Origin of the sequence: Methylobacterium tardum (genome assembly GCF_023546765.1) — a bacterium.
Lineage (GTDB): Bacteria > Pseudomonadota > Alphaproteobacteria > Rhizobiales > Beijerinckiaceae > Methylobacterium > Methylobacterium tardum.
Genome location: NZ_CP097484.1, coordinates 1,385,633 through 1,399,627 on the forward strand (window position 1 = coordinate 1,385,633; position 13,995 = coordinate 1,399,627).

At 65.9% G+C, this 13,995-nt stretch carries 8 protein-coding genes and 2 pseudogenes; 2 read left to right on the forward strand and 8 right to left on the reverse strand.

What is annotated here, in order from left to right; translation table 11 throughout:
* The first annotated feature begins 74 nt into the window (after positions 1–74).
* Positions 75–2,105, forward strand: a complete 2,031-nt coding sequence (locus M6G65_RS06605) for a putative bifunctional diguanylate cyclase/phosphodiesterase (RefSeq protein ID WP_250103722.1) — start codon at positions 75–77, stop codon at positions 2,103–2,105.
* A gap of 456 nt (positions 2,106–2,561) precedes the next feature.
* Here M6G65_RS06605 and M6G65_RS06610 read toward each other — a convergent pair whose 3' ends face one another.
* From M6G65_RS06610 to M6G65_RS06620, 4 genes and pseudogenes are all read right to left on the reverse strand, one after another.
* Entirely contained in the window at positions 2,562–3,446 is an 885-nt protein-coding gene (locus M6G65_RS06610; RefSeq protein WP_238198847.1) for a hypothetical protein, read from the reverse strand.
* A 15-nt stretch (positions 3,447–3,461) separates the two neighbouring features.
* Positions 3,462–4,097, reverse strand: coding sequence for a zinc ribbon domain-containing protein (locus M6G65_RS33920; RefSeq protein ID WP_373323859.1), 636 nt, complete (start codon positions 4,095–4,097; stop codon positions 3,462–3,464).
* Between the two features lie 673 nt (positions 4,098–4,770).
* Positions 4,771–5,787: pseudogene (locus tag M6G65_RS06615) on the reverse strand (methyl-accepting chemotaxis protein); the annotation flags it as partial.
* Complete coding sequence (locus tag M6G65_RS06620) at positions 5,729–6,496, reverse strand: cache domain-containing protein (RefSeq protein ID WP_308445230.1); 768 nt, start codon at positions 6,494–6,496, stop codon at positions 5,729–5,731. The gene M6G65_RS06620 and the pseudogene M6G65_RS06615, both read right to left, overlap by 59 nt.
* A 418-nt stretch (positions 6,497–6,914) precedes the next feature.
* Here M6G65_RS06620 and M6G65_RS06625 point away from each other — a divergent pair, with 418 nt between their 5' ends.
* Positions 6,915–10,535, forward strand: coding sequence for a PAS domain S-box protein (locus M6G65_RS06625; RefSeq protein WP_250103723.1), 3,621 nt, complete (start codon positions 6,915–6,917; stop codon positions 10,533–10,535).
* 143 nt (positions 10,536–10,678) lie between these two features.
* Here M6G65_RS06625 and M6G65_RS06630 read toward each other — a convergent pair whose 3' ends face one another.
* The 4 genes and pseudogenes from M6G65_RS06630 to M6G65_RS06645 all read right to left on the reverse strand — a co-directional run bounded on the left by M6G65_RS06630 (position 10,679) and on the right by M6G65_RS06645 (position 13,832).
* Positions 10,679–10,909: a hypothetical protein gene (locus M6G65_RS06630; RefSeq protein WP_238198849.1), complete on the reverse strand. Its 231-nt coding sequence runs from the start codon at positions 10,907–10,909 to the stop codon at positions 10,679–10,681.
* A gap of 72 nt (positions 10,910–10,981) precedes the next feature.
* Positions 10,982–11,377, reverse strand: a complete 396-nt coding sequence (locus M6G65_RS06635; RefSeq protein ID WP_238198850.1) for a hypothetical protein — start codon at positions 11,375–11,377, stop codon at positions 10,982–10,984.
* 35 nt (positions 11,378–11,412) lie between these two features.
* Positions 11,413–13,029 (reverse strand): annotated as a pseudogene (locus M6G65_RS06640) (methyl-accepting chemotaxis protein).
* A 575-nt stretch (positions 13,030–13,604) separates the two neighbouring features.
* Positions 13,605–13,832, reverse strand: coding sequence for a hypothetical protein (locus M6G65_RS06645; RefSeq protein WP_238198852.1), 228 nt, complete (start codon positions 13,830–13,832; stop codon positions 13,605–13,607).
* Positions 13,833–13,995: the final 163 nt, after the last annotated feature.

Sequence of the window (13,995 nt, forward strand, 5' to 3'; positions counted from 1 at the left end):
AGCTATCGGTCGATGCGCCACAGGCGGCATTAAGAATTTCGGGACGTGCCGCTGGTATCGATGCCGCGTGAGGCATGTCCGAGATGAGTACCGCAACGCTCGACCAACTCGACTGCGAAATCGGCAAGCGTTGGTTCCAACGCCGTTCGTCGATCCTGCACGAGGCATTCAAGGCGCAACACGCGCACTCTACGCGCGAGGAGATGGGCCGGGCGTGTCAGCTCGTAGGCATGCTCTACATCGCGTTCGGCGCGATGGACGCGCTCCTCATCAGCGACATGCTCCCGTACCTCATGGCGTTGCGCGTCCTGATTGGTGGTGCCTACGTCATCGGGATCGTGGCGCAGGTCCGTCGTGGCGTCGCCACGCGCATTCTGGAGCTTCAGTGCTGCCTCGGTATCTACGTTGGCTTCGTGGCATGGCTGCTCCTCGCGGCACAGAGCTCCGACGCGAACGCGATCCTCTACTATGCAGGGTACGGCCTGATCTTCATGCTGGTCGCCAACCTGTTTTTCAATCTCAGCTCCGAATTTGCTCTAATTTCGTCCGGCTTGATTACAACTACCTTCCTAATCTGGGCCACGATATTTTCTGATAGCACAATTTACGTCATTTGCTTCGGTTCGCTTTACGTTTTGAGCTTCCTGCTCACGATGTTTTTGAACTTCAAGTACAATCGCGAGCGCTATCGCGTATATCTGAACGCCTGCCGCGCGGAGTTGCGGCAACGAGAGATCGTGTTACGCGGGGAGGAGCTTTTCCGGCTGTCCACGACCGACGTCTTGACCGGATTGTCGAACCGACGTGCCATCGACGGCGTCCTGCAGGAACTCTGGCTCGCCAAGACGACTTCGGGTCAGACGTTCGGCATGCTCCTGATCGACGTCGATTTCTTCAAGCTTTACAACGACCGCTATGGGCATCAGCAGGGCGACCGGTGCCTCGCCGCGCTGGGTGAGGTCATGCGGAGCGCGGCCGACCGGAGACGGTACGCCCTGGGTCGATTCGGCGGCGAGGAGTTCGCCGCCCTTTTCCCGGCCACCTCGACCGAACAGGTCCTCGCTTTCGCCGAGGAGGTCCGTCAGGCCGTCGAGGCGTTGCAGATCCCACATGCCGCGCGGCGCGATGCCCTTTCGACCGTGACGGTGAGCATTGGGGCGGCGTTCTCGGCGGATGCCGCGGGCGACAAGCCCGAGCGCACGGTGACCGCAGCCGATCTCGCCCTCTACGTCGCTAAGGAGGAAGGCCGTAACCGCGCGCGGGTCTTCAACGCGCGAATGCTCCATGGCGCTGAAGGTGACGATCTCGGTGCCGAGACGCTTCGATCGGCGGTCGCCGACGGGCGTATCTCCGCGGTCTTCCAGCCCATCGTCGACGTATCGACCGGTCGCATCTGGGCCGCGGAGGCGCTCATGCGGCTCAAGGATGCCGAAGGTCGCGCGATCTCGCCGGAGGCGTTCATTCCCGTCGCCGAGCGCACGGGAGTCATTCTCGAGATGGGCGCATGGATACTGCGCGAGGCTTGCGACCTGCTCGCGAGCGAGCCTGCCCTCCCGATCGTCAGCGTGAACGTGTCCGCGCGACAGATCGGCGACCCGGACTTCGTCGGCACCGTCGAGGCGGTCGTCCGGGCGGCCGGCATCGCACCGTCGCGTCTTGCCCTGGAGATCACCGAAAGCGGGCAGATCAGCGGCAACCCGGAGGTCGCCAGGTTGATGGATCGGCTCTCCGAGAGTGGGATCCGCGTCTGGCTGGACGACTTCGGGACGGGATTCGCGGGCCTTACGTGCCTGAGCGAGCTTCGCTTCGATATGGTCAAGATCGACCGTTTCTTCGTACAGAGCTGCGACACGCCCCGCGGTGCGAAATTGCTTAAGAACATCATCGATCTGGTCGGGAACTGTTCCCAGAGGCCCATCGTCCGAAGGCGTGGAAGAGGCGCGGCAGATCGAACTCGTATCATCCTTTGGCGTGGATCTATTTCAAGGCTACCATCTCGGCAGACCTATGTCGCGGCACGAGTTGAAGCGGAGACTCGCCGATCAACCAAATCCCGAAGAACCGTTCGACCTCACTGCGGCCTTTGGGGACTGCGTCGTTCATAGTACAGCGTAAAACTCACACCGGCTCGGTAGCGTGCGTTCCAGATTGATGTCCTCCGGGCACTCGAGCTTATAAGGCAAATCAAGTCGGCGAGCTCGGGTAAGATTACGCCAGATCATCGAATGGTACGCTGGCCGCGTTGACCGGAACCTAGTAGCCCAAATCAGGTGCTGATCACCTGCGGCGAGAGGCGACTTGTGGCAGGTTTCGTTGAAAGTTCGGAGCCGGGCCGAAGGAGCACTGTGGGCCGCCCCAGACGGAGACGTTCCTGCTACCGCTCTTTGAAAATCGACTAACGGGTCGCAGCTGTATCGACCTCTGACATGACCGACGCCTCCGATATGGCTGCGTCGAACTAGAGGGCTACTCCGAAGCACCACACTAGACGCTTCGCCAAAGTCCGCTTGCGGCCGAGCAAGCCGCTCCAATCGGCCCACCGCTGGCAGAAAGGCAACCAGCTACCGTCGCCATCTTTCGAAGAGCCGCCCGAGGACGCCGGCTTTGGCGGCGTAGCGGTCGGGCAGGGGCCGATCGAGCGCGAACTGGGCCGAGCCCCCTACGGTTTCCGTACCCCGGTAGCTGCAGCCAAGCGAGCGAGCCAGGGACGCGATCTCCTTCAGCACCGCCAGGAAGCCGGGTCCATCGATTGGCACTGGCTTGGCCATCCGCATTTCCCTCATGCCCGGATCGAACCCGATGTACTGGTAGCCGCGCTGCTCAAGCTCGGACCGGAGCTTCGCCAAAGAGGCGTCCGCGCCCCAGAACTCGAACCGTGTCGGTCGGATGCGGGCGTCGTCTGAGACATCGAGGTCAAGTTCACCGATTACCTCTGTCGGAACAATGATCGGAGCGACCTCGGCCAAGCACCGCCGCTCGATCGCCAGCGGGAAGAACAATGCTTCCGCCGCAGCGTAGGCGATGCGCTCCACACCGGCCACGTCCTCCGTAACGAAGTAGAAGTCGCGCCGGTTTGCGCCGTGCTGCTCAGCCAGGTAGCAGGCGGGCACGGACGCCTTCGTCAGATCCTCACAGATGCGTTCCAAAAGCCTCCAGTTCCGCCGTGATCCTTCAGGGGTCAGCAGATCCCAGCCGCCCGCTGCCCTCAGCGCAGGATTGCTGGGTCTGAGCACCTCGTCCTCGCGGGAGGAGGGCATGAGAAGCAGGACGGGACGAGAAGCTGCAGTCTTCAGGAGCGGGAGGCTGATCCTGGCACTGACGAATAGCTCGCCGCCGTTAGGTTGATATCGAACCAGGGAGCGGCGGGGGTCGCCCTTCTTGAGGATCTCGCCGGTTTCTTCGTCGCTGACCTCCTCGCCGAGGACATCAAACTCGCTCAGCGCCATCGGTCACCCCCATGGTTAGTTCCCCTCCCTAAAGGGAGGGGCTTTCAGGAGCCCTGCACGGTCCCTTTTGGAAGGGGACAACACGGACCTCGATAATGCGTTACGGACATCCCCATCAGACGCAGATTGTCGGCCACGTTCCGATCGGCGTCGGCCCCGGTGGCCGCACGCATTACAGCGGAAGACCTTGCGCTCGCGGTCGCCGAGACAGCCACAACGCGAGCACGATTGGCTCGTCCAGGCGGGATCGACTGCAAGGAGCGGAACGCCCGCGATCGCCGCCTTGTACGTGAGGAACGCGCGCAGCTGGTAGAAACTCCAGCCGGCGTGATCCCAGCGCAAGGCGCGGGACACCTGCGTGCGCAGGCGAATGCCCGCGAGGTCTTCGATGCAGATCCCCGCGCGTCGCGTGATCGCGTCGTGGATGACGCTCCGCGAGATCGTGTGGTTCTCCGCCGCGTGAAAGCGCCTCTCCCTGCTCGACAGCCGTTGCAGGACGGCGCGGCAGCGACGCCGCGTCGACCCCGTGTGCCCTTCGAGGCTTTCCTCTGGAGTGAACGCCGAACGCGTTGATGGCGCTCGCGCACTGCCTTGCGGTGCCCGCCTCGCGCTCATGCGCGAGAGCAGGAACTGGCAGCGGGCTCGTTCCATGACGAAGCTCCTCAGCAAGAGCACAGACGGCAAGCTGATCCCTAACGGGATCAGCGCCGAACTCTTCAACGTCGCGCAGGCCCCTCGACTTCACCTCCGCCTCCCTCCAGAAGTTTGCAGAGGGCTGCCGGCGACGCCTGCTGGATCGGCGATCACGCCGCTAGCCACGATACCCAGACCACCTCGCTGCGCGCCTTCAGGGCCGTGCAGATGTACGCGTTCGGAAAGCGCGGCAGGCCACGGTTCAAGCCCACCGGTCGGTTCGCCAGTGTCGAGGGCAAGGGCGAAGCCATCATCCGCTCCGAACCGGTGCCGGCCGTGCATTGGAACGGGTTGGTGCTGCTGTTGCGCCCTGACCGCAAAGACAAACCCGCGAGCGCGAAGGACCTTGTCCGACCCCACGTCCGTCAGGGCGTCGGAGTAGGTCGCCCGTTGAAAGGGGAGTACCAGCTCCGCGAGGCCGTGGCCGTGTCGCGAAAGCGAGGACCACGAAAGGCGGGATCAGAGCACACCTGGCCCCCCAGCTTTAGCCGGGGGTGGTTCAGATTAACTTTGGCGGATGCTGAAAGTGAGGTTGTGGCCGAGACCAAGAAACCGTCCTCCCCCCGTGAGCACACGAGAGCGAGCCGTCCAACATGCAGGAAGCGGCGGATGAGCCGCCGCTCACTGGTCTTTAGGCCGCCCGAACGGAGGCGAGAAAACGCACGACCTCGGCCGTGAGATGTTCGGACTGCTGCGACAACTCCGAAGCTGCTCCCAGAACTTGGCTAGCTGCCGTGCCTGTCTGTTCGGCCGCGCCCGCGACGCCGGCGATGTTGTTCGTCACCTCACCTGTGCCTGCAGCCGCCTGAGACACGTTGCGCACGATCTCTTGGGTCGCCGCGCCCTGCTGCTCGACGGCGGCCGCGATGCTCGTGGCTACGGCGTTGATCTCGCGGATCCGGCTGCTGATCCCGCTGATGGCGCTGACCGCTTGGTCGGTCACGCCCTGGATCTCGCCGATTTGTCCGGCGATCTCGTTGGCGGCCTTCGCGGTCTGGGCCGCCAGCGCCTTGACCTCGGTGGCCACCACCGCGAAGCCCCGACCAGCCTCACCGGCCCGGGCCGCCTCAATCGTGGCGTTGAGCGCCAGGAGGTTGGTTTGAGACGCGACAGAGGTGATCAGCCCGACCATGTCGCCGATCTTGGCGGAGGTGGCCCTCAGCGCCTGCACAAGCCCGGCGGTCTGATCGGCCTCTGCCACGGCAGTGTGGGCGAGTTCGGCCGAGCCCTGAACCTGTCGACCGATCTCCTGAACGGACGAGCCGAGTTCCTCGGCGGCAGCGGCCACGGTGTTGACGTTCGAGGCCGCCTCTTCGGCGGCGGCCGCGACCGTCGCCGACTGGCTGGCGGTCTGTGTGGCGGTTGCGGTCATCGCCTGGGCCGTGGACTGCAACTCGGTCGCCGACGATGAGACCAGGCCGACGATGCCACCGACCGACCGCTCGAAGGCTTGGGCCATCTGGCGCATGCCCAGCTTGCGCTGCTCCTCGGCCGAGGCGCGGGCGAGCGCCGTCTCCTCTTCCAGGCGGCGTGCCTGGATCAAGTTGTCCTTGAACACCTGAACGGCCCCCGCCATCGCGCCGATCTCGTCACGCCGGTCCGTGCCGGGGATGGCCGCCGAGGCATCGCCCTCGGCCAGACGGCCCATGACCGCGTGTAGCTGCTTCAGCGGCGACAGGGCCCGCCGCAGTGAGAGCCAGAGCACGCCAACCGCGACAGCGGTGACGAGCAGCCCGATCATGATCGCTTCCTGGACGAGAGCGTCGATGCTCGCGAGGAAGTCGGCGCGCTTCACGCCGACGTAGAGGACACCGATGACGCTGCCTGATGCGTCGCGGATCGCGCTCGTAGCGCGCGAAGTGGGGCGTGCCGAGCACGTCGACCTCGCCCTGGTACGACACGCCCTGGCGCAGGACGGCATCGTAGGCTGCGCCCTGCGCGAGCTTGGTCCCGACCGCGCGAGTGCCGTCGGCCTTCGTCACGTTGGTGGCGATCCGGGTATCGCCCAGGAAGATGGTCGCGCTGCCACCGATGATCGCGCGCACGCGATCGACAGCGGCATCGGCGGCGTCGATGGCGTGGGTGCCCACGTACAGGCGATCACCTTGGACGCTGAAGGTCGCGCTCCCGCCTACGTCGGCGAGACCCTGCTGGAGCAGGCGCAGGTTGCTGGCGAGACTGTTCTGGGCGCGCGTCTCCAAAGCGGCGCGCATCTGCACGAGCAGCAGACCGGCGAGGATCGACGTCGCGAGGACGAGCAGCACCGTGCTGAGCAGGCTGACGCGCGCGGGCAACGAGAGTGCCGGCAGTCGCGAAACGCGGGCGCGCGTCGCCGATCCGGTGCGGTCGAGGTGCATGGCAGAGTTCCCTATTCGGGCGCGTACACTGCACACCCGTTGCGTTCGGACCAGCGCCGAAACTTGAACTCACCCTAGGCTTTCAAGGTTGTGCCTTCGTTAAAGGCACGACCATCCCGAGAACAGGCTCTGCTGGGCTTCTGCGAATAGCAATAGATCGGTGCATGGGCACCTTGGTGGACGCGCGTACATATTGATCTAAGTTGTTTCAATCTGCGGTTGTCTTGCGCCTCAGCATCACGATGACGTGATCAAGCCTTCGAGAGGAGCCGCAGTTTCCTGCCTTGTCGCGCCGGTCCACGTCGTACGTTGCGCAGCGTCGCCGCAGCTGATTGACATGAACACGAGAGCGACGGCACTTCGCGCGCGCATCTGCCCGCGCTTGCCTCTGCCCCGGTCTATCTCTGAAGCTCTTGACGTGCCCAACACCTTCTTCGCAGGCGGTGGCCAATGCGGCGACCGGGTTCGAGCCTACGATTGGGCCGCGACGTCGCTGGGCCCGATCACGGCTTGGCCCCAAAGCCTGAGAACTACCGTCGGCCTCGTGCTGCTCTCGCACGTGCCGATGGCGCTGCTCTGGGGTGGGGACGGCGTCATGATCTACAACGACGCCTACGCGGTCTTCGCCGGCGACCGGCACCCGCAGTTGCTGGGCTCCAAGGTGCGAGAGGGCTGGCCCGAGGTCGCCGACTTCAATGATCACGTCATGCGCGTCGGCTTGGCTGGCGAGACGCTGTCCTACAAGGATCAGGAACTGACCCTGTATCGGCACGGGCGGCCCGAGCAGGTCTGGATGAACCTGGACTCCTCGCCGGTTCTCGGCGAGAGCGGCCGCCCGGCGGGCGTGCTCTGCATTCTTGCCGATACCACCGATCGCGTCGCCGCCGAAATGCAGCCGGACGATGAGAGCGAAATCCGCGACAGTGAGGCTCGGTTCGCCAGCGACGAGCGCCTGCGCGCCGCACTGGACGCCAGCGACACAGGCACCTTCCGCTGGAACATCCGGACCAACGCGCTCGATTGGGACGAGGCCCTCGACCGGCTGTTCGGCCTGACGCCCGGCGAGACGGCGCGCAGCCTCGATCAGTTCATCGCCCTGGTCCACCCGGACGACCGCGCTGGCGTGATCGCGCGCTGCGAGGATTGTGCGGCGAGCGGTGCGGATTTCGAGATGGCGTTCCGCGTCGTGCGCCCCGACGGCAGCCTTCGCTGGCTCTACGATCGCGGCAAGACGTTCCGCGATCCAGACGGCACCCCCTCGTACATGACAGGAGCGTGCGTCGACATCACAGAGCGGCGGGAGGCCGAGGAGCGCCTGCGCACGAGTGAGGAGCGGCTGCGGCTCATCATCGAGACCGCGACCGATTACGCCATCCTGACCATGGATCCGGATCGCCGGATCACGAGCTGGTCGGCCGGGGCGGAGGCCACGTTCGGCTACACCGCCGAAGAGATCATCGGTCAGCTCGGCGACGTGCTGTTCACGCCGGAGGACCGGGCCGCCGCTGTGCCGCAGGCGGAGGCTGGGACCGCGATGACGGACGGCGTCGCACCGGACGTCCGTTGGCATCTCAGGAAGGACGGCAGCCGCGTCTTCATCCGCGGTGCCGCTCGCGCTCTGCGCGACGGGCAAGCTCGTGGAATCGGGCTTCTGAAGATTGGACGCGACGAGACCGAGCGCAGCACCGCTGAGGAGCGCCTGCGCGCGAGTGAGGAGTTCAACCGCCGAGTCCTCGCCAGTTCTGCAGATTGCATCAAGGTGCTCAGCCTCGACGGCCGCCTGGAGTTCATGTCCGAAGGCGGCCTATGCGTGATGGAAGTCGACGATTTCAGCGCGATCGAGGGGGCGTGCTGGCTCGACTTCTGGCAGGGCGACGATCACGCCAAGGCGCTTACGGCCGTGGAGGCGGCCAAGCGCGGCGACACGGGTCGCTTCCAAGGGGCCGCTCCGACGCTGAAGGGTTCGCCGCGCTGGTGGGACGTGGTCGTCACGCCGATCCAGGGCGCGTCGGGCCGCCCTGAGAAGTTGCTGTCCGTGTCGCGCGATATCACGGCGACCGCGCGAGCCTCCGAGAAACTGCGCGCGAGCGAGGCGCAGTTGGTGCACTCCAACGCGCTGCTCGCCGCGGTGATGGAGGCGGTGCCTGGGGTGGTCTACGCGAAGGATCTTCAGGGCCGCATGCTCGCGGCCAACCGCGGCACGGCCGAGCTCGTCGGCAAGTCGATCGCGGAGATCCTCGGGCGCACGGATCTGGAGTTCCTGGACGACCCGGTCCAGGCCGAGTCCGTGATGGCCAACGATCGGCGCATCATCGAGCGAAGGCAGCCTGAGATCGTCGAGGAGACGGTGACCAGCCCCGACGGCATCCCTCGGGTCTGGCTGTCGACGAAAGCCCCGTTCACCGATGCGACGGGCACTGTCAGCGGGCTTGTCGGCACCTCTGTCGACATCACGCACCGGAAGCTCGCCGAGGAGCGCCTGCGCGCGCTCAACGAGACCCTGGAACAGCAAGTCGAGGAGCGCACGCGCGACCGCGACCGCATGTGGCGGCTCTCGACCGACGTCATGCTGGTGGCAGACTTCCAGGCCCGCATCGAGGCCGTCAACCCGGCCTGGACGACCCTGTTCGGCTGGCCGGAGGAGGAACTCGTCGGGCGCTCGTTCATGGGCCTCGTCCACCCGGACGACGTGGCGGCGACGCTCGCCGAGGTCGGCCGGCTCTCGGAAGGCATCACCACGCTGCGCTTCGAGAACCGCTACCGCGCCAAGGATGGCAGCTACCGCTGGCTGTCCTGGACGGCGGTGCCGGACGCGCGCTTCATCCACGCGGTCGGACGCGACATCCAGGCCGAGAAGGAGGCCGCTGAGGCGCTGGCCGCGACCGAGGAGGCGCTGCGGCAATCGCAGAAGATGGAGGCGGTCGGCCAGCTCACGGGCGGGCTGGCGCACGACTTCAACAACCTGCTCACCGGCATCTCGGGCTCGCTGGAGCTGATGCAGGCCCGGATGAGCCAGGGCCGGATGACGGATCTCGACCGCTACATGAGCGCGGCGCAAGGGGCGGCCAAGCGGGCCGCCGCGCTCACGCACCGCCTGCTCGCGTTCTCGCGCCGACAGACGCTCGACCCCAAGCCGACCGACGTCAACGCCCTGATCCACGGCATGGAAGACCTGATCCGCCGCACCGTGGGTCCGTCTGTGCACATCGAAGTGGTCGGGGCTGGCGGACTCTGGCCGGCCTTGGTCGACCCGCCGCAGCTCGAGAACGCGCTGCTGAACCTGTGCATCAACGCCCGCGACGCGATGCCGGACGGTGGCCGCATCACCATCGAGACCGCCAATCGCTGGCTCGACGACCGGGCAGCCCGGGAGCGGGATCTGCCGCCTGGACAGTACCTGTCGCTGTGCGTCAGCGACAGCGGCACCGGTATGACGCCGGACATCATCGCGAAGGCGTTCGACCCGTTCTTCACGACGAAGCCGATCGGTCAAGGTACCGGGCTCGGGCTGTCGATGATCTACGGCTTTGCCCGGCAATCCGGCGGACAGGTTCGGATCTACTCGGAGGTCGAGCAGGGGACGACGGTGTGCCTGTACCTGCCGCGCCATCACGGCGACGTGGGTGAGGCCGAAGCCGCTCCGGACCTCGCCGATGCGCCCCGCGCCGAGCAGGGTGAGACCGTGCTCATCGCCGATGACGAGCCGAGCGTGCGCATGCTGGTCACCGAGGTTCTGGAGGATCTCGGCTACACGGCGATCGAGGCAGCAGATGCGCAGTCCGGTCTCAAGGTCTTGCAGTCGGACGTCAGGGTCGACCTGCTGGTCACCGATGTCGGACTGCCTGGCGGCATGAACGGCCGCCAGATGGCGGATGCAGCTCGCGTGAAGCGACCGGATCTCAAGGTGCTGTTCATCACCGGCTACGCCGAGAACGCGGCGGTGGGCAATGGCCACCTGGAGCCGGGCATGGCCGTGCTGACCAAGCCGTTCGTCATGGAGACGCTTGCGAGCCGGATCCGCGAGATGATCGAGGCTTGAGGGCGGCGCGGTCTTTTGTCAGAACTGTCGGTTCTGTCAGCGCCGTTCATGCAGAGCGGGGTACGACAGGGCGTCTGTGGGGCGCGATCTCGGAGGTGCCCTGACGATAGGGACAATTGCGACGAAAGGTCGACGGCCGGCTCTCAAGGTGGGCTGTCAGCGCAGCTCCGCGCCTTTCCGAGAAGGGCGTCCCGGTGGGTTCGCAGCAGGACGAGGCTCGTCATGTATGACGTGAGCAGCATCTCGTCCCGTGCCGCGACCTGTGCGTGCTCGGCCACGTTGGCGACGCGCATGCACTGGTCGTGAAAGCGCCGCTCGCACGCGACGATATCTTCGTTCACGGCGATCAGCGCCTCGATCCATCTCTGCGTCACCAAACCGGCTCTCCCGCTATGCTCGACACAATCTAGGGCGTAGCCAGCTATCGGGAGAGGAGGTGAGACGATCTACACCGTAGGATCGCCCGGATTGTCCGCCTGCTCAGACGTGATCGTCTCGGCTGCCTGACCGAGGCCGCCCTGGATCACGCGCAGCACCACTTGTGGCGAGATTTCCGCGGGCTCGCCGCCGAAGAGGCTCGTGATCAGCTTAGCGACCTCCGCGCCGGATCCGGGCGGCTCAAGCGTTCCAGTGGCCGCGAGCGCCTCCTGCTTGAGCGTTTCGGGCTCGATCAGGCCGGCTTTGGTCATCTCGCGCAGCAGGAACGCGCACACGATCGAGTTGGCACGCGCCTGATCGAACAGGGCCTCAAAGGCCGGCCCAGAGCCCTCGAAAAACCGGCTGAGTGCCTTAAGCAGCGGTTCCAGTTCGCCCTCGGTGATCGGCCGATCCGGGTCCGACATGGGCTGATCCTTGTGCCTCGACTGGGCTCTAGCGCTCAAAGGCCATAGCGTTCGGCCAGCGCTGTCAGCGCCTGGGCCAGCTCCGTGAGGTTCGCCGAGGCGGTCTCGACCTGCCGCGTGCCGGCCGCGGTCTGCTGGCTCGCCTGCCGGATGTTCTGCAACGCCGCCATGACCTGCTCGATCGCCAACTGCTGCTGGTTGGTCGAGGCGACGATCTGCTGAAAGGTCTGGACATTCTCCTCCACGCGCCGCCATCTCTGCGATGGTCTGCTGGGTCGTGTCGGAGCGCGTCTTGCCGGCGGCGGCGCGCTTGACCGCCTCCTCGGTCAGCATCACCGACGTGTTGATGCCCCGCTGGATCTCCCCCAGGATCGCGCGGACCTGAACGGTCGCCGCCTTGGCCTGATCAGCCAGGAGCTTCATCTCCGAGGCTACCACCGCGAAGCTGCGGCCGCTCTCGCCGGCCGCCGCCGCCTCGATCGCGGCGTTGAGCGCCAAGAGGTGCGTGCGTTCGGAGATGTCGTTGACGCTCTCGATGATGTCGCCGACGGCTTGCGTCTTCGCCGACAGGCTGACGATGTTGCTGGCCACCGCCTCGCCTTGCTCGCGGATCGCGTCCATGGCCCTGGCCGTGTCGGTGGCCGCGCGTGAGCCCTGACGGACCGTCTGCGCCGTGGCCTGGGCGGTGGCGATCACCTCGCCGGCGCGCTTGGTGACCAGAGCGCCCGAGCGGGTGATCTCATCGACCGTCGCCACCGTCTGCTGCACGGCGGCGAACTGTTGCTCCACCGAGGCCGCCTGCTCCTGCGCCGAGGCGCGGATCTCGGTCGCGGCCGCGGTCAGGTCCGCGGTCGCCGAACGATTGGTGCGCGCGAGGTCCGACAACCCCGCCACCATCGCGTTCAGCGTCGCCGCCAGCCGTCCGACCTCGCCACCGATACCGGCTTCGAGCCGGCCCGAGAGGTCGCCCGCGCCGATCCGCTCGACAAAGCTCATCACGCGACGAGCGGCTGGACGATCAGGCGACGGATCGCGATGCCGATTGCGAGGCAGATCAGCAGCGTGATCAGGGTCCCACCCCAGAGCGCCATGCTTTCGCGGCGCTCGGCGCGCGCGACCTCGGCGTTGCGTCGGGCTCGGGCACTCTCCACCAAGCTCTCGATGCCGGAGAGCCGCGCGCGCAGGGTATCGAAGAACTGCTTGCCGCGGCCTTCGACCTCGATGCGGACCCCGTCCCGCCGCGTCGCTGGATCGGCCGCCAACCGTATGGCCGCCTCGCCGATGTTCGTCTGCCAATCCCGTGCAGCGCTCTCGGCTTCGTTCAGCAGGCGCGTCCGCTCGGGGCCGTTGCCGATCACGGACCGCAACCGGCTGATGGCTTCGTCGAGGGCCGGACGACCATCCCTGTAGGGCTCCAGGCTGCTCTCGCGCCCGGTGATCAGGTAGCCGCGCAAGCCGATCTCCTGATTGAGCATGGCGGCGCGAAAGCTCTCGAGGCCGCGGATCACCTGATTCGAGCGCTCGAGGGCATCGGTCGCCTCACGCCGCTCGTTGCCGGTGAGCAGGACCGCGCCGCTGCTGAGCAGCGAGACCAGCGCGATGATGCCGATCGCCCCGCCGATCGTGCGGTTGAGGCCGAGCGTGTTTGGCATGCCCGCTCTCTCCGATCCGGTCCTCGCGCGCCCTGAGCGCTCTTGGCCGGGCTCTATCGGCTCGAAGGATCCGGAGGCAATCGCGAGTGGGTTAACGAGCACACCGGCTTGGCATTGCACAACCACTCGACCTAGTGTCGTTCCGGTTCGGACACGACAGAGTGAACTTAAAGCATCGATGCAGTCGCTTTGTGGTGAGCATGACCTGAACCGCGTTGACAGCACCGCTCGCTCTTGCGGACCGGCCGGCACGCATCGGACCACCCTCGACCTCGGCGAGCCTCTGGCGCGCGAACTCGTACGAGGACTTGTGCGATCGGCCGTCACACGCGGAATCGATCCGGCGACACGTCTCAAGGCGTTTCGCACGCTCAAGGAGAGTGTGATCGCGATGTCTCAGGATCCGGCGACGATCACGTCTGCCGAGCAACTGGTCCAGGCTGTCGATCTCTGCCTACGCGATCTGTCCACCTTGACATCGTGAGGTCGGAGGCGATCGTCACGCCGTCGTGCGGGCGCGTTCGACTGGCTTCAGCGCGATTGACGGCACGTCTGAGCGGAGGGGTGAACCAGTCTCAATCGGGCAGCGGTGATGTGCGCCCGACTTCCTCGCTCATCGTTCCGACAATCGGTATGCTCTCCACGAGAAGCCGGATCATGTCAGACCGGCTGTCGAGCATCGCCGCAGGCGGCTCACCGACGAGGGCCTTCCAGGCCGCAACGAATTCCGGTTGAGGCAGGCCGTCCAGTTTGCCGTGCGGCCGAGACGTCGATCGAACCAAGGGGTCGCGTTCGTTGGTCATGAGGAAGTACGCCGAGGCTCCGCAATGTGTTGCGTTGCAGCGCGATCGTGGTCAACGGCAACTTAACACGGCTGTCGAAACAGCGGTTTGACCCCGCGCAATCTCCTGGTGATCTGCCGTTTCCGGCGTGGACGAACAGTATCGCTGCCGAAGCACCGGTTTG